General features: G+C 47.5%; 15 protein-coding genes. 2 read left to right on the forward strand and 13 right to left on the reverse strand.

Going from position 1 to position 23,021, the window contains the following annotated elements:
* Positions 1-19 precede the first annotated feature (19 nt).
* The 10 genes from ACYVGO_RS21535 to ACYVGO_RS21580 form a co-directional block, all read right to left on the reverse strand.
* Positions 20-3,502 (reverse strand): SusC/RagA family TonB-linked outer membrane protein, encoded by a 3,483-nt coding sequence (locus ACYVGO_RS21535; protein WP_460971037.1) that lies wholly within the window; start codon positions 3,500-3,502, stop codon positions 20-22.
* Between the two features lie 27 nt (positions 3,503-3,529).
* The gene (locus ACYVGO_RS21540) at positions 3,530-4,528 is read right to left on the reverse strand and encodes a FecR family protein (RefSeq protein WP_460971038.1); all 999 of its coding nucleotides are present in this window, start codon (positions 4,526-4,528) and stop codon (positions 3,530-3,532) included.
* 53 nt (positions 4,529-4,581) lie between these two features.
* The gene (locus ACYVGO_RS21545) at positions 4,582-5,229 is read right to left on the reverse strand and encodes an RNA polymerase sigma-70 factor (protein ID WP_460971039.1); all 648 of its coding nucleotides are present in this window, start codon (positions 5,227-5,229) and stop codon (positions 4,582-4,584) included.
* A 281-nt stretch (positions 5,230-5,510) separates the two neighbouring features.
* Positions 5,511-7,019, reverse strand: a complete 1,509-nt coding sequence (locus tag ACYVGO_RS21550) for a glycoside hydrolase family 43 protein (RefSeq protein ID WP_460971040.1) — start codon at positions 7,017-7,019, stop codon at positions 5,511-5,513.
* Positions 7,020-7,407: 388 nt separating this feature from the next.
* A complete protein-coding gene (locus ACYVGO_RS21555; protein ID WP_460971042.1) occupies positions 7,408-8,739 on the reverse strand; it encodes a glycosyltransferase in 1,332 nt (443 codons plus the stop codon).
* 235 nt (positions 8,740-8,974) lie between these two features.
* Positions 8,975-10,042 carry a sensor histidine kinase gene (locus ACYVGO_RS21560; RefSeq protein WP_460971044.1) on the reverse strand — a complete coding sequence of 356 codons (1,068 nt, stop codon included), beginning with the start codon at positions 10,040-10,042 and terminating at the stop codon, positions 8,975-8,977.
* A complete protein-coding gene (locus tag ACYVGO_RS21565) occupies positions 10,039-11,088 on the reverse strand; it encodes a sensor histidine kinase (RefSeq protein WP_460971045.1) in 1,050 nt (349 codons plus the stop codon). Before ACYVGO_RS21565 ends, ACYVGO_RS21560 begins: the two co-directional genes overlap by 4 nt.
* A 207-nt stretch (positions 11,089-11,295) precedes the next feature.
* A complete protein-coding gene (locus ACYVGO_RS21570) occupies positions 11,296-11,868 on the reverse strand; it encodes an RNA polymerase sigma factor (RefSeq protein WP_142772028.1) in 573 nt (190 codons plus the stop codon).
* A 547-nt stretch (positions 11,869-12,415) separates the two neighbouring features.
* Entirely contained in the window at positions 12,416-12,964 is a 549-nt protein-coding gene (locus ACYVGO_RS21575; RefSeq protein ID WP_460971046.1) for a bifunctional nuclease family protein, read from the reverse strand.
* 109 nt (positions 12,965-13,073) lie between these two features.
* Positions 13,074-13,436: a hypothetical protein gene (locus tag ACYVGO_RS21580; protein WP_460971047.1), complete on the reverse strand. Its 363-nt coding sequence runs from the start codon at positions 13,434-13,436 to the stop codon at positions 13,074-13,076.
* Positions 13,437-13,724: 288 nt separating this feature from the next.
* Between ACYVGO_RS21580 and ACYVGO_RS21585 the strand changes: the two genes are divergently transcribed.
* Positions 13,725-14,189 carry a response regulator gene (locus tag ACYVGO_RS21585; protein ID WP_460971048.1) on the forward strand — a complete coding sequence of 155 codons (465 nt, stop codon included), beginning with the start codon at positions 13,725-13,727 and terminating at the stop codon, positions 14,187-14,189.
* An 11-nt stretch (positions 14,190-14,200) separates the two neighbouring features.
* Here the strand turns inward: ACYVGO_RS21585 and ACYVGO_RS21590 are convergent, their stop codons facing one another.
* Entirely contained in the window at positions 14,201-18,847 is a 4,647-nt protein-coding gene (locus tag ACYVGO_RS21590) for a CheR family methyltransferase (RefSeq protein WP_460971049.1), read from the reverse strand.
* Positions 18,848-19,132: 285 nt separating this feature from the next.
* Here ACYVGO_RS21590 and ACYVGO_RS21595 point away from each other — a divergent pair, with 285 nt between their 5' ends.
* Positions 19,133-20,170, forward strand: a complete 1,038-nt coding sequence (locus tag ACYVGO_RS21595; RefSeq protein ID WP_460971050.1) for a chemotaxis protein CheB — start codon at positions 19,133-19,135, stop codon at positions 20,168-20,170.
* Between the two features lie 12 nt (positions 20,171-20,182).
* On the opposite strand, the gene ACYVGO_RS21600 is transcribed toward ACYVGO_RS21595, so the two are convergent.
* Both ACYVGO_RS21600 and ACYVGO_RS21605 read right to left on the reverse strand, forming a co-directional pair.
* The gene (locus tag ACYVGO_RS21600) at positions 20,183-20,704 is read right to left on the reverse strand and encodes a hypothetical protein (protein WP_460971051.1); all 522 of its coding nucleotides are present in this window, start codon (positions 20,702-20,704) and stop codon (positions 20,183-20,185) included.
* A 151-nt stretch (positions 20,705-20,855) separates the two neighbouring features.
* Entirely contained in the window at positions 20,856-22,955 is a 2,100-nt protein-coding gene (locus tag ACYVGO_RS21605) for a BatA domain-containing protein (protein WP_142772023.1), read from the reverse strand.
* Positions 22,956-23,021: the final 66 nt, after the last annotated feature.

Here is a 23,021-nt window from a genome sequence, read left to right on the forward strand (position 1 = left end):
ACTATCCATTTTCGATTAATTAAAATCCCACATTTAAACCGATGAGTAAGCTTTTGGGCAGTGGATAGTCATTAGCCTCTACGCCTGGCGTCAATGGATTATCCGTTGTACTGACATCCGGATTAAACGCCGTGTTCTTGGTGATCAGGAACGGGTTCGATGCATTTACATAAACCCGAAGGGAGTTGAGCCCCAGTTTTTGTACAATATTGGCGGGCAGTACGTACGCTAACGAGATGTTATTGACCCGCAGATAAGTACCGGTATCCAGGAAGAGCTGGCTGGGTAGCCGAACACCACCCGTTGGCGTATCGTTGGGGCGGGGTGTCTTGCCATCACCAGGGTCCTGTTCCGATTTCCAGTAGTTATTGCTGAACGCATAGCCTCTTACACGGGCGCGGCCACTATTCCCTCCACCGCGTGAGGTATTATAGATCTGGCTCCCCTGCGAACCCTGCAGCGTGAAACTCAGGCTGATATTTTTATAGCTGACGCGGTTCGTCATGCCATAATAGAAATCAGGATAAGGCGAGCCCATGATCGTTTTATCCGCATTTGTAATGACGCCATCGCCGTTGATGTCCACAAATCGGATATCCCCCACGTGCGAGCGGTCACTACCAGTTGGGTTATAAAATGGTCCCTTGTCCAGTTCAGCCTGGGTTTTAAAGATCCCATCGGTCAACCAGCCATAGAACATCCCGATAGGCTGGCCAATCTGGGTAACGTTGTTTCCCGAGTAAATTGGATCACCCTGGGGACCTAATTTCACCACTTTGTTTCGGTACGTCGACAGGTTAAAGTCCGTTGACCATTTAATTTTTCTGTCAACGTTTACGGTGCTGAGCACAAACTCCCAGCCGGTGTTTCTGACTTCGCCGATATTTTGCAGGGCCGTACTGAAACCGGTATTATTCGGGATGTTTACGTTCAGTAGCAGGTCCGTGTTTTTAGATTGAAAATGGTCAATCGAGCCGCTGATCCGGTTGTTAAAGAAACTGGCATCGACCCCAAAATTGATGGAGGTTTGTTTCTCCCAGGTTAAGGATGGGTTGCCAATACGACCGGGTGCAATGGCCGTTGCTACTGAGTTGCCCAGACCATAATTTTCGTAGGCGATGGTTCCATACTGGTCGTAGTTACCAATATTATTGTTCCCGGTTTCACCGTAGCTGGTCCGGAGTTTAAGTTCGTTGAGGGCGCGGATGTTTTTCAGGAAACTTTCATCCGAAATACGCCAGGCCAGGGCAACAGATGGGAATATCCCATATTTATTTTCAGTTCCAAAGCGGGACGATCCATCCGTACGAATGGAGGTAGTTACGTAGTATTTACTGTTGTAATTGTAATTGACCCGTGCCAGATATGACAGCAACGACCACTCATAAATGCTTGACGTTCCGTTGGTGATTAGCCCACCAACGGCACTTAAGGTAGGCACTAAATTATTTGGAAACTTATTACTGCTCAACAAATTAGACTCACCATGTTCTTTCTGAACCGTATAACCCGCCAAAGCCGAAATGGAGTGCTTGTTGAAACTCTTCGTGTAATTTAAGGTGTACTCGGTGAGCCAGTTCGTAATCAGGGATGAGTTATCGGTACCTAGCGCCAGCTCATTGGCGAAGTAAACGCGCTGCGGCCGAAAATACATGCCCTTGCCGCTTATAAGACTCCCCCCTATCAGCACGTTGAACTTCAGGCCATCCATGATCTGGTAATCGAGGTTGATATTCCCCAGCAGACGAAGGCCTTTTTGCGAGGTGATCGTTTCCTTCGCCACGGCCAGCGGGTTATAAATGTCGGCCATGTCGGCCAGGCCAGCGTAGTTAAAGTAGTTGCCATTGGCATCTAACAACGGCCGAAAATTATGAATCTGTAAGGTAGAGGCTACAATCCCCAGCGTACTGGCCGTACCTCCACTAACTCCGGTCGACGGCAGCGAACGCTGATCTGTATACGATGGATTGAAATTCAGCTTCAGCGATAACCGTTTTGTGAGTTGGGCGTCAATATTCGTTCGTAACGAATACCGCTTGAACCCGCTGTTGATGATAATCCCATCCTGATTGAAATACTCACCGCTTACCGCATAGCGAATATTTTCGGAGCCTCCTGTTGCAGCTAGTTGAATCTGACGTTGGGGAGCTGTAATCAATACTTTATCCAGGGAGTTTTCATCGGTAGTGTTCCGGCCTTCAATTACGTCCATGATAATGGCGGGAACTGGCGTAAACCAGGCAGTAGGTGGCCCTGTTACATCTTTACCAGCATCCAGATTTTTGTTCCGCATCCCATCATAGAAAAACTGCGCCTGTTGGAGCGAATTCTTCATGATGGGCACTTTCGATACGTTCTGCCAGCCGTAGTAGGTATCCAGCGTAATGTTCGCCTTGCCCGATTTGCCGCGCTTGGTATTAATTATAACCACACCGTTCGATCCACGCGATCCATAAATAGCTGTAGCCGAAGCGTCTTTCAAAATGTCCAGGGTTTCAATATCGTTTGGGTTCAAGGTCTGAATGTTATCCGTCGGAAACCCATCGACCACATACAGGGGACCGGCTCCTGCCGAAATACTACCGATACCTCTCACCCGAATCTGCGGTGCGGCACCCGGTTCGCCGGAAACGGCTTTTACCTGCACACCCGCTACCCGTCCAGCCAATCCCTGCTCGATCCGGGTTACGCCCAGGTCTTTTACTTCTTTGCTGCTGATTACCCCAACCGATCCCGTCAAATCCTTTTTCTTGACGGTTCCGTAGCCGACAACTACAATTTCATCCAGGGTTTTATCATCCGTTTTGAGGGTAACATCCACAACCGTACGATTGCCCACGTTGACTTCCTGCGGCAGGTAACCTACAAAACTAAATATCAGGATGGCAGCCGCTGTGGGAACATCCAGTTTATAATTTCCGTCAGCATCGGTGGTTGTTCCTTTTTGTGTACCCTTTATAACAATACTGACACCGGGTAAACCCTCCCCTTTATCATCGATCACTTTACCCTGAACCGGAATATCTGCCGGAGCCGGAAGGTGCATTTCCAGCGAATTGTAGGGTTGCAGGCTAGTCCGGTTCAGCGGAGTGGTTGGTAGGATATCTGTCGTCTCAGAGCCCGTTGGTAAGCCCTGACTAGCCGTGCTCTGTGCCTTCCGGCTTTTCACGATCACGTAAACACCGTCCTTTATTTTTTTAAAGCGAAGATCATACGGCTGAAGCACCTTCGTCAGATTCTCTTCCAGCGTTGCCGTTGTTTCAATGACGGACGAATTCACGGATTGATTGACCAGTCGATCTTCAAACAGAATATCAACATGATAGCGGGCTTTAAATTGAATCAGGACCTCTCGTAACGAAATGGTGGTTGCCTGCACAGCATGCGTACTCACTGCGTTAATTTTTGTGCTGGCTAGCAATTGAGCCGGTGCCTGATAGCACACAAACAACAAACCACTGTGTAGTAATGCTTTACGAGTTACCCGTAAAAAGTATCTCATGGTTTAACGGGATTTAGAGGGTAGGAATTAGTCTTTAAAAACGATTTTATTATTCTGGCGGGTAAAGTTGATATCGAACAGCTCAGTGATCATTTCCAGAACTTCATCGGCATTATGGGCGGGGAAGGAACCCGTTGCCGTACGATCGGCTAGTTCAGGCTCTTTTATCTCGACCTGAAAACCGTACGTTTCCTGTAGTATGGCGGCAATCTCTTTCAACGAGGTCCGCTCTAACGTAATCCGCTGATGCTTCCAGGCCGACTGGACTTCCGGATTAGTAGTATGCGCTCGGGTTAGTTTGCCCGAATTATCCAGGGTTACCAGGTCGCCGGGCTTCATAATGATAGAAGGCGCTTTAGGCGTCTGACTCATTTGCAACGCAACTTTACCCGTGCGTAGTGTTATCTGAGATCGTCGCTGGCGGGCAAAAACCGTAAACTGCGTACCTAACACGGTTACCTGTAATCCTTTGGGCGTAACCACCACAAAGCGCTGATTTTTTGGGGAATGCTGCACCTGAAAATCAGCTTCTCCAGTTAGTTCAACGGTACGGGTACCATCGCCAAAACCAAACCTCGGGAATCGGATCGACGAGTTGGCATTCAATACGACCAGCGATCCATCAGTCAGTTTAACCTGCTCTGTCTGTCCATAGCCAACCTGAATGGTCTTATAAAAAATACGATCCTTTAGTCCGAATAAAGAAGCACCAATCAGCGTAACCAGAACAATGGCTGCCACCATGTTTCGATTAGAAAATGCCCACCAGCTCCGATTATAGGATACGGACAAAAAGGGACTGCTCGCGGGGACTTCCTGGTTCACTCGCTCCTGCGTCCGATTAAACGCATCCTGCCAGGATGCCGTGGCCTGCAAATGGGATAACTCCCACTCATGCAACCACTGATAGTATTGCTCATGATTAGCGGTATCCTGTAACCAGGCCTCAACTGCTTTTTTTTGAAGCGGGGTTGTATGACCCGAGAAATAATCGAATACTACTTTTTTATCTAGTATATCTTCCATATGATAATCCATCATTTAGTAAGGTTGACAATGGTGGTGTGTTTTACCCTTAGTTAACTAACCAGAAAAAGCAGGCCCAGGGCGAGGACGACCTTACGGAGGAGACTTAATGCGCGGGCCATATGGGCCTCAACGGTCTTCAAGGCTACACCCAATTCGGTAGCGATTTCGTGGTTCTTTTTTCCTTCGAACCGGCTCAGCAGAAAGATACGCTGGCACTGGGGGGGCATGTTGTGAATAACCGATTCGATCCGTTGATAGAGCTCATCATATTCGATCAGTAATTGCGGGCTTTCGGTACTGGGCATTTGCTCCGACAGCTCCGGGGAGGTCATGCTGCGCTCTTCCCGGAGTTCGTGGCGGATGTAGCTATAGGCCCGGTTTCGAACAGCCGCATACAGGTAAGCCCGATAAGTGATCTTAATGGAATTGAAACTATTGCTCTTCCAAAAATCGTGAAAGACTTCGCACACGATATCTTCCGCTTTCTCTTTGGTATAGACAAAGCGAACTGCATGGCTGAATAAGGCCTGATAATAGATTCGAAAGAGTGCTTCAAAGCCCTTGTTTGTCGACTCTGCAAAAGCTACCCGAATCAGATGTTCATTATCTACCACTACTGACTGTATTTCATCATGCCGGTGAATCCCCCCTTTGTGAAAGGGAGTTTCTGAAACTGAAAAGTTTTCGACTGGGCGCATTGGCTAAGGATGAGTATTTAATAGGGTGACGAATTCAACCCTATTTACCCTTAGTCGTCAGCAAAAAAAAGTAAAAATAAAACTTCGCGTAATTACATTTATTACTAAACGTGGAGCCAAGGTGTATAGTGCTGAATACGAAAAAGCCTTTTCAGCTGTCTGTTTATAGGCAGTTGAAAAGGCCGTTTAGAACGAATAAGATAACTGATCCTATTTCTGCCCCATAAGAAGCGAAAAATGGCTCGGTTTACTACTAAATATCAAGGCAAAAATCAGCCTGCTTAGTTGTAGTTCAGTTGAATGGATTGGATATGACTCTTCTCTTTACCCGTCCCAGATACGCTAACCCCAATACGTGGGGCGCGATCCCACCGGGGCACGGAAGATCCATTGAGTGGTCCGGCTGTTAGGAGTTGTGGGTTTGTGCCACCCGTATACCAGCTAAATGTGTAAAATTGTCCGGCAGCGGTATGGACTTGCAAGCTAATGGATGATAGTGATTCAGGTATCGACTGTGTTTCCAGTACCGTTCGAACGGCATCTTTCACCTGCCAAAGTTCCAGTTGGCCTTTCCGGACACCCAAGCCAAGCCCATTCGATGCGTCACCGTACAGGCATATACTTTGAAGGACATCCACTTGCGGGCGAATGGTTGCCGAGAAGGTATACGTTCCTCGCTTGATAACGAATCCCAGAAAACTACCTATTGAACCAGAGGCCGTATTTACTAACTGAAGCTGGCCTTCCTGAACAGTAAACGTAGGTTTAGGCAAACTTACATCCCATACCCAGGGCATTTCGGTTTTGTTGGTTCCAAAGTCCAGCTTCAGGCCAGGCTGCATCGTTTGGCTGACGCCCATTGGGGATTCAGACACAGCGGGCATTTCAGTACCGTATCGAAAGGCAGGCCATTGGGTTTTGTCATCCCAGGTTAATTCACTGAGTACACCCTGGCGGCCCACAGACGTAAAATCGACTCCGTTATACGCATGGTGCAGGTAAAAATAGCGGTTATCGGGGGTAGTGACTACTGTTCCGTGGCCAGGGCATTTCCAGATGCTATCGCTGACCAGCACCGGATTTCCGGCGTACTTCTCCCAGGGTCCCTGGAGCTTTTCGGCCCTGGCCAGACCTACCTGATAATTACAGCGGGCCCCACAACAGGCATTGCCGGAATAAGTCATGTAGTAATAGCGCCCCCGTTTGAAAATAGCCTGCCCTTCTGCACCTCCGCTTTCCCAGTTGTTTTTGTCAGCGGTCAGGAGCGTAAACGCTTTACCAGTCACCTTAAGACCATCGGCAGCGAGTTCGGCACCCAGTATCTCAATAGCCTTCCCTTTGTCTAGTCCGTAAGCTTTCCAGGTAATGTATAACTTCCCCTGGTCTTCCAGCACAAACGCGTCGATAGCTTCGGTCGTCCATTCGATCAATAAACCGTGGTCTGTAAAGCCCTTCCGCAGGTCGCGGGTAGAGGCAACGCCGATGTACGATCGCTTGTCCGACTTCCGGCGGGCGGTATAATACACGAAATACGTCCCATTCCGATAAAAAAGCTCCGGTGCCCAGTAGCTGCCCATCGTCCAGGCTGGCATCTCCTTAAAAACTGGCCCAAGGTACGTCCAGTTAACCAGATCGGTGGATGTATACATGGGGTACGGTGGCCCCCACTCCGAGGAAGTCCCTGCGGCATAGTATGTGGTACCAACCCGGATAATGGATGGATCGGCAAAATCGCCCGAGATGACTGGATTTCGGTACGTAACAACCGGCTTGGTCGGTTGCTGTGCCAAACACAGTTGAGTAAGTAGACTACACGTAAAAACGCTAAGGAAAATGAGACTCTTCATGAATAGATTAATTCAGGCTTAAACGATGGCGCAAGGCTCCTGCCTTGCGCCATCAGGTAATGACCGTATCATTAACCCTAAAAGCATCTTCCTAAGTAGCATCTACCGTTCAAACGTTAAGCAGGTATTTTGATCGGAACGAATCAACTTAAAAAGAATGAACCTGTCCAAGGATTTACTTTAAGCAGGTTCGATGAGTACCTTACGTAAACCTATCTTCAGACTTTCTTCACCCGAAAAACAACCCGAATCGAATTCGTCGTACTATTATTAGGGTCAACGAATAATTTTCATGATGATCCGCTGAAACAGGATTAGTTTGGTTGATGAATTACTCCACAGAGTTCAGGACAGGCTCGCGCACGACTGGCTGCTTTTCCAGCAAGTCTGTAATGTACTTTGTACAAAGTGCATTGGGATTATACTGCTTAAATTCAGCCCGAAGGCGTTGCGCGTTCCGCTTGTAGTCCCGGTTGGTCAGCACCTCTTCTACGGCTGTCTGAATCTGGCGGGCCGTAGGACGCTCAGTTTTTAAGTTTACCCCCACATTAACATACCCAACACGGGCAGCAATCTCATTTTTACCTTCGTGAACCCCGGCCGCCACCATTGGCAAACCATGCTGAAGGCTCAGCATTACACCACCGTAGCCCGCGTTGGTCACGTATACATCCGTATACGGCATAACGGAGTTGAAGTCAATGAAGTCTTCGATGATGACGTTTTCCTGGGGGTAGCGCTCTCTTAATTCAGCGGTTTGTGAGCCCCCGGTTGTTACAATAACGAGCGTTCGGCTATCGTTTTTGAAGGCATCGAGTGTTGGAACAATCAGTTTCGTTGCGTCGCGCTCAACGGTTCCCTGCGTGACCAGAACTACACGCTCATACATCCGGGCTTTAGTTACGTCCGCGAATGGGCGCTTTACGCCATTAGTATAAGGCAGCATGGGACCAACAAACCGAATAGTTTCGCTCATATCGGAACGGGGGTACTCAAACCCAGGCGCACCGCTTTGCAGTAACACGTCGCAGTGCTGAATCATGGCATCGAAGAGAAATTTGGCTGTTTTGGGTAAGCCATACGCCTGGAGCAGTTGATTATATTGATCCGTGCATGTTTTTAGCAGGTGATGCGTGATCAGGTAACGCAGTAAAGCCTGTATGGGTCTACCCAGCACCCCACGCATTGGTGTCAGCCCCATCCCCGATGGGGGCAAATCCCGGGAGGTTTCGATGAGCGGCACTACACCCACTGCTGCCACCGGCACATTGAGCAATTGTCGGATAAAGGGCGCACCGGTAAAGGCAACATCGCAAACGAGCAACTCGAACGGCCACTCCTGATGAATACTGGTCAAATCGGCAACAAACTCCGGTACCCGCAACAGAAAAGCATGGTTAATATCGAATCGCAGCTTGGCAATAGCCCCCTTTATTTGCTTCCGTTCCGGTATTATCTCGTCGAAATTGTCCTGATTCAGCTCGATGGCCTGCTGATACGGATAAAACGGTAAACCAAGCCGATGAACTTTGTCGGCATACGAAGGCCCCGTATACCAGCGAACATCGTAGCCAAGCCGTTGCAGATGAACGGCCAGCCCCGTTAGTGGATTAAAGTGCCCTTCTAAGGGCATACTGGCGAATAGAATACGTTTAGTGTTCATTATGTTGTTCGGTAAAAAAGAGAAAGGTATAGAAGGGTGCACCGCCCGTTCGTGAGTCGAAGATGCAGGGAAGAGTAGCTATATCTCAAGCTGGTGTTCGGTGAAACGATAGGTTTTATCGGTGAAACCGCCAGGATGGGGCATCAATCGTTCAGGCTTAACTACGTGGTCATTAGTAGTCATTGATGGTCATTATTCGTAAAAACCATGAGTGACTATCAATGACCATCAATGACTACTTATTGAACAGCAACTTGGGCGAGTTAATCGACGACTCTTCGTTCAGTAAGGGGACAGTTACAACAAACCAACCTCTTCTCTCTTCAATAAGCACAGTTTCCTGGCCTAACAACTCATACTTAGTTGCCAGATTCGTTAGTCGGGCTCCCGTTGTATCCACCCGAAGCGGCTTTCGTTGTAGGGTATTTTCAACGCGTAGCCAGCCATCTGGCGTTGTGCTGATGCGTATGTGCAGGGGCTGCTCCGGCAGGATGACATTGTAGCGCACAGCATTTTCAACCAGCATTTGAAGGGTAAGCGGAGGGATGAACATCGTTTGCAACGGTTCATCGATGGCTAATTTGAGGAGTAGCCCGGTTTGGTATCGGGTTTGTAATAAATGAAAGTACGACCGAATAAAACTCAGTTCATCGCGTAAGGGAATCAAGTGCTGGTCCCCAGCCTGAAGCAAGTATCGAAACACACTGGTAAGCTCGTCTAAAAACTGATCGGCAGAATCGGGATTCTCCCGGATCAGTGCGGAAAGCGAGTTGAGGCTGTTAAACAAAAAATGAGGATTAACCTGGCTCTGTAAGGACGTGAGCTGGCTTTGTAGCGACATCTTCTCCAGGTCGCTGCTTTCTACCGTTTCACGCTGCCACTGGCGCAGAATGTACCAGCCTTCGTACACCGAAAAATAAATGATATGATAGAAAACCTGTATACCAAGCGTCCGGCTAAGCTCGACCGCACTGGTAAAGTATAAGAATTTACCATCAATCAGGTAACGCACCCAATGACGCATCAGCCAGGCAAAGAAAACCAGCACAGGCAGCGCTGCCAATAAGTACAGTAACCGCCGGCGGGTATTGACAAGGCCCGGATACCGGTATTGAATCTGTAAAACTACGTAGCGGGCAATTTGCCAGCAGACTAGTCCTGCCGTCAGCGCAATGGCGTCATTGAACAGTGTCGTTTTAAAAGGCAGTTTGAGATACCAGTCCAGCCGAAAAAAAAGGCCAACAAACAAAAACAACCCAACCGGGCCAAGTAAACGCAGGCGGGTGTCATTGAGTGGTTTCATGAACGAACCGGCATTTCATATTGATGAGCCAGTAAGGGTAAAGTCACCACAAACTGTCCATCCGCTTCCAGAATAGATAGATCGCCTTCACCCAGTAATCGGTATTTGGTTGCAATATTGGTCAGCCCAATCCGATTCGATAGTACGGGGGTACTCTTCCGCTGTAAGTTATTGCGCACAATCAATGACCGTTCCTGGGCTTCGATAACCACCCGGAGTGGTCGTTCGGGCAACATGACATTGTGCTTGACGGCATTTTCCAGCAACAGTTGCAGGGTTAGCGCTGGAAGCTTCATTTCCATCTGCGCTGCCCCTACTGAAATCCGCAGATCGAGACAGGCCCCATAGCGGGTTTTCAGTAGGTGAAAATAGGACTGAATAAACTGCAACTCCCGGCCAAGAGTTGTTAATTCCCCATCATTGGCACGTAGCAAATACCGGTACACACTACTGATTTCATCCACGACATTTTCGGCCTGACCGGGATTGTCGTAAATCAGCGAGGAGAGCGAGTTGAGGCTATTGAACAGAAAGTGCGGGTTGATCTGGCTTTTCAGGGTATCGAGCTGAAGTTGAAGCTTTCGTTTTTTGAGTCGTTCGTTTCGCTCATAAGCTTGCTGCCAGGCTAGTAGCACATAACTGCCTTCGTAAATAACAAAATAAATAGCATGGTAAAATAGCTGAATACCTAGTGAGTAGGTATAGGCAGGCAGTGTCGTGTCGAATGTAGTTAACCCGTTGAAAGCGATGTGAGCTACCTGCCGGACAAGCCAGCCAATATTGACCAACACGGGAAGAGCCAGCACCATCCACTGCAGACGACGGCGGGTATTGGCCAGACCTGGATAGTATTTTTGTAAGGAAAGCACCACCCAGCGGGCCAGATTCCAACAAAAGTATCCCGCACTAAGGGCAATCAGATCGGTTCGGAGTACGCTGCTGAAGGGTTGCTCAAAGTACCAGTTCAGGCGAAAAAATACGGTTCCAACTACAAACAGGGTGAGTGGACCAAAAATTCGTAACGGCCGGTCATTAAAGGTCTTCAAAGCCCGTTGAGGTTGATTTCGTCTTTGTAAATATAGCAGGTTGCGGCCGTCCTTTGGACTGGTACACCGCATCAACGTTTATTCCCTAGTGGGTCAAAAGTAGTTGACGGAGCAGTTAACATCAACCGTTCGGGCGATGAACCGACAAAAGCCCGCCATGAAGTGTCATAGCGGGCTTTGTGATTGACAATACCAACGTCTTGGCTATTATGAATACGTGGGTATGGAAGGATAGGCATACTGCTGAGTACACCATTTATGCATTCTATCCCGACTTCGTTTGAGCCGCATTTTCACAGTACAATCCTTAAGACTATACAACCCTGCAATTTCATTAACCGTTAAGCCATCTTCATACTTCAAGTGAAGTAATGCCTGTTCATTCATTGTCAATTGTGCCAGTGCATCCCTCACCAGTTGGAGCTTCTCTTCGTGTAACTGAGCAAAATCCGAATCAGGTATATCCTGTTTCAACAGATTGTCCAGTGAATCAAACTTAAGCCGCTTCGCGAGTCGAAGCTGGTCTGAACAGTAGTTGTACGAAATGGCATAAAGCCAGGTCGAAAAACTAGATCGTTGCTGAAAAGCGTCCAGTTTAGCAAACACCTTCAGAAAGATGTCGTGGGCAAAGTCCTGAGCGAGTTCATGATCTCGGGTCATGGACAAACAGCGACGATACACTTTGCCGAAATACCGCTTATACAGGGTTTCGAAGCATTGCCTGGGGTGGCTGTCTGAGAATTGGAGAATTACTTCTTCATCGGTGAATAAAGTTAGCATACGTAAGAGGATCAAATTTATAAAACATCATTTATGGGTTCTAAGTTGAATTACGTATACCGCCTGATTTCGTTTTAATAGCTCCTCTATTCACAAATACCGCTCTTCCCTTCGCCAAAAATTCGAACTCAGACTAGTTAAAAACTACCCTATTCTGGTTTCATTGACCTACCGTCAATACACGTCAACCAAAGTACGTTAGTCACACAGTAGCAATACATCACCAAACATAAACTATTGGTCACTATAAAATATAGAACTGATAAGGCTGATAGTTGCATAAATCCAGCGATACTTACCTCGTTATCAGCAGCTTTCTATAGATTCATTGTGCTATAACGTGCCTTTATGCCTCCTAAAGGGCCTTTTACTAGTAGCCTTTTGATCAGGCGACATGTAAACGGCAAGGCAATAGTTGGGCAAAGAAAAGCATTCGATAACAAATCTTGTTACCAAAATACGTAAAATTGGGTAAATCCAATATTCCTACGCTAAGAATATGGGGCCACGATGGCAAACGAATGTGAAGGGTAGTCTAGTCTATGGCTTATTTTCGACGCTCAATGGCGTCACGCACAAGGGCTGCGCTCTCGTAATCTTCTTTTTTCAGGGTATTATCGAGCAAATCGTCGAGTTCGGTGAGGGTACAAGCTGCGTAAAAGCCATCCAGGGCGCGGGCAGTATCGTCGGGATAGTAGCCACTTATATCCAGAACCGTTTTGTTCATAAAGATCGAACAGCCCGCCCGGACCGCTAATGCAATGGCGTCGGAAGGTCGGGCATCAATACTTACTGGCCCAGATGGGGTATTGAGGTGTAGATAGGCAAAGAATACACTGTTTTCGCCAACCCGATGAATCTGAACGCTCGTTGGATGCGTGTTCAGGCGTTCGAGTGTCTGAAAAAACAGATCGTGGGTTTGCGGTCGATAGGGAGTCATTTTCTCTATTGCCATAGCAATAGCCCGAGCTTCGGCAGGACCAATAATCAGCGGAACACGACGTTGACTGACCATATCTTCCAGAATAAGCGCGTAGTTACCCGGTTGTGACAGGCTTTCTGACAGGGCCACAATAGTAAGTTCAATCGCTTCCATCTGATTGGTTTCATTGACTAAACGAACACACATCCAGCATTAACTCCAGGGTCAAAGCCGTTACTCTTGTTATATACCGACCTAGTAGTATTTTAGCCATTTCCAAGTCTCAATTCGAACAGATATTCATCTGCCCGATTGACATGGTTATGTCCCTCCGCCGATCGTTAGCTGTCAGTTTACGCATAACGTGCGCCTGTTGAGCCGCCCGTTCAGGGCAGGAATTAGCGATCATGCGTTGCTTTAAAAATTTAAGCGGATTATGAATCGAAGCAAACAACAACTCAACCTGCCACTCCCCCTGCGAGCGGGTCAGTTGCTCAATAATCACGGTATCGGCTAGCCATGTATTGTCAGCATATACCTGAAAATCGGATAGATTCCCCTTTCGTTCTGTAGTGTGTAGGCTGCCTATACCAGCAAGGAGATTGGCATAAGCTCCTTTATCTATATAAAATGATCGTTTTCCCATAGGTATCTCAGCGCATCCCGATTGTCAACAAAAATCAGGGGATCAATCAGTTAGTTAAACCTGTGAGTACGAAATTGGTTTATAATCACCCCTATTTTTCGTTCACACTTAGGCTGACAGCAGCAAATCAATAGCCGGTTAACTCCGGAACAGTATCAGCTATTGGCGTTCAGAACAGGGAAAGCCAGCCTACTATTCGGCCTCTTCATATAACAAAAAAAACAACATACATTTGATTAAAAACGAGAGCATTTTGTATTTTTACAGTACTCTGTATTCCGCTCATTTATGACCAATTTGACTACTTCATCATCGCGTAAATTTCGAAAGGCAACCATCTTAGTGGTTGAAGATAATGCCGATCAATGGTTCATTATTCATTGGGCATTACTACAGCGTTTTCCTGAAGTGGAGGCTATCTGGATGCAGGAGCCTGCTCAGGCAATCATGTATCTGGAAGCCTGTAAAGCCGATGTACGCGAATTGCCAAAACTCATTTTACTGGATTTATACTTACCCCAGCGGCAAATGGGCTGGCAACTGTTAGCAATGATTAAGGCGCATTACCTGTTCCGGGAAATACCCGTTGTTATCCTAAGCCAATCCAGCGATCCTGAAGATATTAGTGAATCCTATTCCCTCCGAAGTAACTCGTACATTGTTAAGCCTATGGGGTACGAAAAATGGCTCGATTGTATTGCTTCATTCCGCCACTATTGGTGGGAGGCTGTTACCTTGCCCAAGTATGCCTAACAACCAATAAACTAACGCTCATATTGCCGGGGTAATAACACCATAAACCGTGTTCCTATACCAGACTGACTATCTATTTCTATATGGCCGTTCAATAACTCACACAACTGCCTGACAATTGATAGACCGATGCCTTCGCCCTGATTAGCCTGATTACCAGTTGGAAGGCCTGGTCCTGTGTCTTTAATCGTGAATTGCCAATGTTCCTGGTCATCAGCTAGTCCCCATTCAACAGTTACCCCGCCTTTCTTGGTGTACCTGAGGGCGTTCAATAATAGATTTTGGGCAATTCGGTGGGTCATAGTCCTATCTCCCTGAACAATAAGCCGTCCAGTTCCTTCATGTTTCAGCCATAATCCCTGCTCATGGGCTAATGGCTGTACACTCTCAACCAGTCCATTTAATAAGTTGGAAGCATCAAAGGAATCGATCTGCCGTTCTTCCTGACCAGCCTCTAATCGGGAGAAATCAAGCAACTCAGTTAACATTTGCGTGGCCTGTTTTAAATTTCGCTGAAGCATAGCCAGCATCTGATTCCGCTCCTCGTCGGTATTGGCCATATCCAGTAAAGAAGCAGCGCCCTGAATAATACCAAAGTTACCCCGCAGATCGTGCGAGGTACTGCGCAGGAGTTCACCCCGTGTCCGTATGTGTTTTCTGATTTGGTCTAACGTTGCTAAGTTTTTGTTCGATTGCTCCAGTTTGGTTAACCAAACAAGTTGCTGCTGCTCGGCTTTTTTCAGGGCGGTTACATCTAAACTCGTAATCACTACCCCATCATCATGTTTTGTGAGCGACATAGCCAGCCAGCGATCGCCATCTTCGTATGTCTCGTGTTGCTCCTTGTAGGTTATTTCATTGGTTAACAATACTTTCTCTAATTCAACAAATGTATCATCTCCCCATAAAGCATCTGCTAACCGCGATACCGACATCCCCGCTAAGTGCTCGATTGGCTGATGAACCAGTGCCGAAAACTTCTGATTGCAAACAACCAGCTCGAAGTCAATGATCTGATACTGTTCATTTCGAATGGCATGCAGGAGACCAATGGCAGCCGGAGAACTATCCAATACCCCTTGTAAATTAAAAGCGGTCTGTTGAATCTCTTCAACCAGATTCAAGTCGCTGATATCCTGCGCAATGGCCAGTACGCTTTGAACGTTACCATCAGGACCTATTTCCGGGACTAATCTGGAGAAGAAATACGATATACCGTTGGGTGTAGGAAATGTATTATAATGGCTTTGCGGCTGTTTAGTGTCAAACACCCGCTGCAATTTGTTCATATACGGAAGAGCAATCTCATCGGGCTGGCCCATTTGCTGATTGGTTTTCCCCACCAACTCCTCTTTGGGTTTACCTATCTTTTGTTCGAAGGCTGAGTTTGCATACAGCAATTTCAGATCCGGAGCCCAGCGGGTAATCACATCCGATGTGCTTTCAATCAGTTCTCTGAACTGGTTTTCATGCTGCTGAAGCTCATTCTGAGCTAGTTCATGGACAGAATTATCCGTCTTATTTTTGGCTAACTCCCGCTGGGCATGCAATACCATTGCGTTGGTTTCAAACACTTTTTGCATTCGCTGCTGAGCCCGGAAGTCTAAAGCCTGAAGTAGTGTTTTATGATTGTAAATTTCAGCACAGGTAACGATGTAGCCATTAAATATACCTCTGGATGAATCGAACCTATCAGCCTCTACCCCACTGGCGGGGGTACGACTCTCCGCCGTACCGGGCAAAAACATGGGGCTGGCGTTCAGTAGTACCCATTTGTAGTCATCATTGAATCGTTTCAGGCGTAACTCTACCTGAAAGGGCAGCCGTTTTGCCAATGCGCTTTTATAGGTTGTTAAATACGACTGCTGATCGTCGGGGTGTATGTCTTTTTCCCAGCCCTGCTTTATAGAGTTAGCTAATGAATGGCCTGTAAAGTTGATCCAGGCTTTGTTAAAGAAGGTGTAGTAGCCATTGGCATCTGATACCCAGATCAATACCGGCGCATTTTCAACCAGGTTATGAAGCCAGGCTTCACGCTCGGCCAGCAGGCGTTGTGCCCGGCGGTGTTCGGTTATATCTTCAATGGCCAGCAGAATTGCTTCCTGATTCCGCACAATCCGGCGGGCATTGACGAGCAGAATTTTCTCCCCAATATCGGCGAAGGTGTGAGCCACTTCAAACGAATCGACCTGAACATTATGCCGAATCACATCTGTCAGCAACAAGCGTAAGGCAGGAATGTCCCACTGGCGATTACCCAGTTCGTAAATAAGCCGCCCCTGAGTTTGGTCTTCATCTACCCGGAACAGCTTATAAAATGTCTTGTTAGCACTCTTTACCCGTAAATCTTCATCGAGTACCAGGGTAGCCTCCCGGATGGTTGCAAAGATGACCTCAGAAAACTCGTTGGCCTCCGACAACTGATCATTTCGGACCTGTAACTCCTGGTTAATGGTCAGCAATTCTTCGTTTGTCGATTCAATTTCCTCTTTGCTGGTTTCGAGTTCTTCATTGATGCTCTGCAACTCCTCATTACTACTAATGATTTCTTCATTGGCCGACTGGAGTTCCTCGTTACTAGCTTCCTGTTCTTCTACAATTGAGCGCATATCTTCGCGCAGCGTAGCCAGTTCCTCCTCCAGTTGCTTAATCCGGCGATTGCGTTTTTCAGCCAGATCGGTACCTACGCTTCCGGGTGCTTCTACCTCTTCAAAAAGAACCAGGTACAGCCGCTCTTCGGTATCTGTCTTAAGCGGAACAACTTCAATGGCAACCTGATGTATTTTGTCTTTAATTTTCACCTCCAGCCCCGTTTTGCGTACAGGCTGGCCTGCTTTTCGAGCTTTATGAACTGTGTTACGTAGTTCAAATACCAGCGAAGGGCGGGCCATTTTCAACAAGTTCAGGCTGGCTTTTCCGGTTGAGGGTTCAAGGAATGTGCTGGTAGAGCCCCTAAATCGCAGGATATCCAGATCATCGTTGACCACTACACTGGCAGGCACATACTGACGGAGGAGTAAATCATCAATTGTTTTTTCCAGATCGTTGACCGGAAACCCCATCTCAGGAGCCGATTCAGGCCGCTTTGCCGCATCGGCCCCACTGAACCGTTCTCCTTTATTGTCGGGCTCCGGATTATCTAAATTCAACCGATCAAAGCCGGGCCGGGGGTTCATCTCAAAAGATGCCCGACTAATCACGTCGTTTTTACGGATGTAGATCTTATAATTTTTTTCTACCTGAGCGAACAGCGTAGTTAAGCTACCTACCGTTTCGGATTTGCCAAGCAGTAGGTAGCCATTCGGATTGAGTCCATAATGAAACATAGAGATCGCCTTTCGCTGATAGGTGCTGCCCAGATAAATCAATAGATTACGGCAACTAACAAAATCAAGGCGCGAAAATGGCGGATCTTTTAGCAGGTTGTGGGGCGCAAATACGCACAAATCACGAACGGCTCGGTTTATACGATAGTGATCATCCGTTTTGGTAAAGAACCGCTGTAGCCGCCGGGCCGATACATCCATGACCTCACTTTTTGTATAGCTACCCATCCGGGCCTTGGCTACCGCAGCTTCGCTCAAGTCAGTTGCGAATACCTGAATCGTCATGCTCGACGCCATATCGCCCAGGGCTTCGATCAACAGGATAGCTAGTGAATAGGCTTCCTGCCCTGTTGAACAGGCAGGCACCCAAATTCGGATTGGCTCGCGAGCCCCCTTTTCTTTGATAATCCGGGGAAACAGGACTTTTAGGAGGTAGTCCATCGTTTCCGGATCGCGAAAAAACGTAGTTACATTGATTAGCAGATCATTGTACAGCAGTTCCATTTCATCCGGATGCTGTTTTATATAATTAGCGTACGATTTTAGTGTTTCAAGCTTAAAAAGCAGCATTCGCCGGATAATACGCCGACGAATGGTTGTAATTTTATAATTCCCAAAATCAACTCCAACTGCCCTACGAAGCAATAAAATGACCGCCTTTATATCTTCGTCGGTTTCGTCATCTTCCGATACATCAGCCTGTTCCGTCTGCCGAAACAGCTCAGGCTTGCCACTCAGCAATTCCAGTTCATGAGCAATTTCAATGGGAGAAAGCACCCGGTCTACCACATTTTCGGAAATTGCCGATTTGGGCATACTCTGAAACCGTGCCGTTTCGTCCTGCGCAAACGTAATCCCTCCTGCCACTTTAATAGCCCGTAGCCCCAGCGTTCCATCGTTAGCCATTCCGGATAATAAAACGCCAATAGATCCTTCCTTCTGCCGGTCGGCCAGGGCAATAAAGAACCGATCGATGGGCATATGTGGCGACCCATTCGACTGGCGTGGCTGGAGTGTCAATAAACCGTCTACAACCTCTATATCCTGGTTAGGCGGTATAACGTACACATGATCAGGCTCAATTCGCATGAGATGTTTGGCCTGCCTGACAGGCATGGTGGTTGCACGTCCCAGAATGCTGGCAAGCTGACTATCGAAATTCGAATCAAGGTGTTGAATATAAACATACGCCAGTCTAGTCATTGGCGACAGATGTTCCAATAACTCTGTCATGGCTTCCATTCCCCCTGCCGATGCCCCAATGGCAACAATAGGAACAATGGCGGAAGACGTTGATTCTGACTGGTCAGAAGATGATTTTTTCTTAGGCATTTTTTACTGCTTTACTAAACCAACGGGCAGGGTACCGGTTTACTTTATAACCACAGTCGGCAGGATTCGAACGTCCTATAAAGATATGGCTTGCCGCTAATTAACTAACTAAATAGTACAACTTTAGTTAAGTAATCAGGCGTGAAAAGCCAGCTAAACGGGCGTATTATCTGTTAGATTCTGCCCTGAAAATCAGCCTATTATTGTTGCCTAATTTTACATATTGTTGCAAGAAACTTCCACTATTCGTGGCTTAGTGAAAGTGGTTCTAGGTTAGATAAATGTATGGCAAAACGAGACATTATTGTTATTGGAGCTTCGGCTGGTGGGGTTTTTGCCCTGAAGGAATTAATGGCGTCTCTCCCCCCCAACTTTAACGCAACTGTTTTTGTGGTGGTGCATATATCTCCCCACTCTCCGAGCTATTTGCCTGATATTCTGAGCCATTCTGGGCCTATACCGGCATCTCATCCGAAAGATGGGGAACTCATCCAGCCGGGTCATATTTATGTAGCCCCACCAGATCATCACTTGCTGGTAGAATATGACCAGCTGATTGTAAAAAAAGGACCAAAAGAAAACCGATTCCGTCCGTCTATCGACGCCTTGTTCCGGTCGGCCGCCTATACGTACGGGCCCCGGGTAATTGGCCTGATTCTGACAGGTATGCTCGATGATGGTACATCGGGTATGTGGTCGGTAAAGCGACTAGGGGGCACATGCATCATCCAGCAACCCGAGGAGGCTCTGTATGCCAGTATGCCAACCCACGTTCTGGAATATGTAGATGTCGATTACACACTCCCAATCTCTAAGATGGCTTTATTGCTCTGTGATTTAATTGGAGAAACGGTTCCAGATAAACCAAACCTCTCACCCGAGGAGCAGAAACGGCTGGAAATAGAGGTAAATATTGCGGCTCAGGACAATGCATTCGATATGGGAATCTTAGACATGGGCGAGTTAACGCCATTGACCTGCCCCGAGTGTCAGGGAGCCCTGGTCAGTATCAAAGAAGGGAAGCTCATTCGGTATCGCTGCCATACTGGTCACGCCTTTACGGCCAGTTCGTTATTGGCTGATACGAGTAAAGTGGTGGAAGAATCGTTCTGGAAGGCTATTCGCGCCTTGGAAGAAACGGTTATTTTACTTGAACAATCCAGCAGACAGTTTGCCGAAGGGGGCAACAAGAATGCTGCCGAGCAATTTTTTCAGAAAGCCCGAGAAGCCCGTGAGCGGGCACGTCAGGCGCATACCTTTGTTTTCCAGCAGGAGCAATTGAGTGAAAGCTCGTTTACTCCAATGCAATCAGGGTCAGTATAAAGCCGAAGTAAATTAGCCCAGTAAATAACTAAGTTTTTCCTGAGCTAATTGCCGACCATTTTTGACCTGATCGACCTGATGGAGATAAGTAATAAGTAACGAGTCGTAGTGATTAATTATTTTTATTTCCCTGGGCCCTTGCGTAATAGACCCATGAACCCGTTCACGAAACTGCTCTAACTTGGTTATTGTCAACAGAAGCTGACCAATTCTGTCATCATATAGCTTAATTCGCCGACGGGTTAATTCGATATACCATCTATTATCGGGCGAGACCAAGACGATGGATTCACCAAGGGCAATCTGCCATTGTTCTGCCAGTTGATGCAACGGATCGGTGAATGGTTCCCCATCAAAAGCTTCTGTAGGAAGCTCCATACTTCCATCTTCATCACTAATATAGGCTTTAAGAATTTTATCGCCCTTTAAAGTGATTGAACTCAGGACATCCAATGCAATCTCCAGTTCAGGAAGTTGGCAACTAAAGTGTCGTAACTGGTCCTCTGTAGTTGAAGCTGTAAACGAGAGTGTCATACCTGTTCTGGTTTAGTGGTCGTCTCGATTAGCAGCGTACCCTAAGCGCTGTTTCCTGAGGCTTCATGTACCTGCCCAACTTAGCAACTTTAGAAATGTTCTAAAGTTTTTGGGAAGTTGATTTAATTAGGTAGGTCTTATTCTAACGGCCTTATCCTTTCATAAACCGCACTAAGCCCACTTCCACCAGCAAAAACGCCAATGCCGCCAGCAGGAAGTACTTCCAGAGACTTTTTCCCAAATTTTCCTGCTCCAGCACTTGTACAAAATCGCCATCCTGAATGCTGTCGAATACCTCAACATTAGGCTGATTGGCAAATGCCCGGCGAAGCTCGTCGGCTGAATAAAAATCCATTGATGACTCTTCGTTACCGTGATTAAAGGCGAGCAATCGCTCCGTTTTCCCGTCGCTGTTCTGCAACGCATAGTAGCCCGCTTCCACCTCCTGTCCAGCAGCCAGTTCGTTACTCTTGGGCATTTCGAGCAGGAGTTGATTGCCAACTACACGCTGAACCGGAATAATTTCCAGTTTATCGCGCTTCAATTTATATACTGACCGTTCGGACGGATTGCTCACTGGAATCGTCAACAGGTTATCATCGAATGAGTAGGCCGTCCGCTGCGCCCGAACGCTCAGGGCAGCCATTTTATACATAACCGGCACAAATAAGGCGTGTTCAGCCAGATTCCCGTAGGCCGACGATAGTGGGCTGGCAAGCACATAAACATTGCCAAAGGCGGTGCCACTACCCACCCTGGACTGAGTTAGTAATGGATTTCCATCGCGCAGGGTTAGGAGTCGTTCTCCCGCACTCCAGCGCCAGACGGGCGCTGCCGTTGGCATGTTCAGCGGCTCGGATTGATAGCTCTGCTGAAAGACATCCCGGAAAAATGGAGTCCGTCGGTCAGGATCGGCCACGGGAACCGAGGTGGGGGCTGCGCCCGGCGAAGCCAAAACCTGCAGATTCCCAACCCCTAAACTTCGTAGAAATGGCTCGTACGAGGTTGCATTTGGCACAGCAGGTGGAATAATAGTTAAGCTACCACCCTGACGAACAAAGCGTTCCAGCTCAGAACGCAGGGTGCCGTTTACATCAGCAACTCCCTCCAGAACAACTAAATCAGTTTCCTTCAACTGGCCCACATCGAAATTCTGGGCATTGAAACTCCGATGCACAAACAGGCTGTCGTTGGAATACACAGCATCTACATAAGGCGTTGTGCGGGTTGGTGAACCAGCCTGCTGTTCATACAAATGCAATACCCGAACAGCCGGAGACGCTTCAATGACAAAGAAATACTGGTTATCGAAGGTGATTGGGTAGTCTTCAAACACAATCCGTCCGCGGTGGTACCCTTTCGAGGTCACATTGAAATTGAGTGATACCGTTGCCGATCCACCCGGCGGCAGCACAGCCGAAGCAGTTGACGTTTGTGTATCATCTAAATACAGGCGTATTGGCAGGTTCTTGACATTCTCCCGGCCCGCGTTATTGAGCTTAACGTTAATGCTGTTGTTCTGCATTTCCCGAATAAAGGGCGTGCTCAGCCACACGGAATCGACATACACGTTTTTAGTTGCCTGGGCATCCAAAGGCACAATAAACAAACGATCGGTGGTGTCGATTTTAAGCCGCGATAAATCACCCGCGGTACTTTTCTGAAAATCGGAGAACCAGAACAACTGGTTTCGACCACCCGGATTGAGCGAACTCAGCAGGTTACGCTGTCGGCGGTAAACGGTTTCGAGCGTTCGGGGCGTATGGGCAAAGCGGATGGAGGTCACGCGGTCACGAACCGATTCGGCGGTTCCGGCCTGTTGCTCGGCCGCCGAAAAATCGTTGGTCAGTAGTTGAAGGGAAGAGGCATTGCGAAACAGTGTCAACAGTTCATCTAATTTGCCCGTAGCAATATCCAGGTAGCGCTTGGTATTCCGCTCATTCTGCATGCTGAACGAATTATCGACATACAGACTGGTAACGCCCTGCCGCGACAAACCCAGTTTATTTTTACTGGGGATAAACGGTTGTGCGAACGCCAGCACCAGACAGGCCAGAAATAAACAACGGCATGCCAGAATGAGCCAGTGTTTCAGCCGCCGAAACGATTTGGTTTCCGTTTGAACGCTTCGCAGTAAGGCAACATTCGTGAAAAATACCCGCCGTGTCCGCCGGAAATTAAACAGGTGAATGGCAATTGGAACCGACACGGCCATCAGGCCAAACAGAAAAGTAGGATAAAGGAAGTTCATTCAGGCAAAGTAAGAAGAGTCTGTCAATCGTCATACGATTGTCATTACTGGTCATTTGATAGGTAT

The sequence above is a fragment of the Spirosoma migulaei genome (assembly GCF_054776855.1).

Excerpts from the sequence above, each read along its gene's own strand:
- ACYVGO_RS21535 (WP_460971037.1), bottom strand. The coding sequence starts at position 3,502 with ATGAGATACTTTTTACGGGTAACTCGTAAAGCATTACTACACAGTGGT.
- ACYVGO_RS21540 (WP_460971038.1), bottom strand. The coding sequence starts at position 4,528 with ATGGAAGATATACTAGATAAAAAAGTAGTATTCGATTATTTCTCGGGT.
- ACYVGO_RS21545 (WP_460971039.1), bottom strand. The coding sequence starts at position 5,229 with ATGCGCCCAGTCGAAAACTTTTCAGTTTCAGAAACTCCCTTTCACAAA.
- ACYVGO_RS21555 (WP_460971042.1), bottom strand. The coding sequence starts at position 8,739 with ATGAACACTAAACGTATTCTATTCGCCAGTATGCCCTTAGAAGGGCAC.
- ACYVGO_RS21560 (WP_460971044.1), bottom strand. The coding sequence starts at position 10,042 with ATGAAACCACTCAATGACACCCGCCTGCGTTTACTTGGCCCGGTTGGG.
- ACYVGO_RS21570 (WP_142772028.1), bottom strand. The coding sequence starts at position 11,868 with ATGCTAACTTTATTCACCGATGAAGAAGTAATTCTCCAATTCTCAGAC.
- ACYVGO_RS21575 (WP_460971046.1), bottom strand. The coding sequence starts at position 12,964 with ATGGAAGCGATTGAACTTACTATTGTGGCCCTGTCAGAAAGCCTGTCA.
- ACYVGO_RS21580 (WP_460971047.1), bottom strand. The coding sequence starts at position 13,436 with ATGGGAAAACGATCATTTTATATAGATAAAGGAGCTTATGCCAATCTC.
- ACYVGO_RS21585 (WP_460971048.1), top strand. The coding sequence starts at position 13,725 with ATGACCAATTTGACTACTTCATCATCGCGTAAATTTCGAAAGGCAACC.
- ACYVGO_RS21590 (WP_460971049.1), bottom strand. The coding sequence starts at position 18,847 with ATGCCTAAGAAAAAATCATCTTCTGACCAGTCAGAATCAACGTCTTCC.
- ACYVGO_RS21595 (WP_460971050.1), top strand. The coding sequence starts at position 19,133 with ATGGCAAAACGAGACATTATTGTTATTGGAGCTTCGGCTGGTGGGGTT.
- ACYVGO_RS21600 (WP_460971051.1), bottom strand. The coding sequence starts at position 20,704 with ATGACACTCTCGTTTACAGCTTCAACTACAGAGGACCAGTTACGACAC.
- ACYVGO_RS21605 (WP_142772023.1), bottom strand. The coding sequence starts at position 22,955 with ATGAACTTCCTTTATCCTACTTTTCTGTTTGGCCTGATGGCCGTGTCG.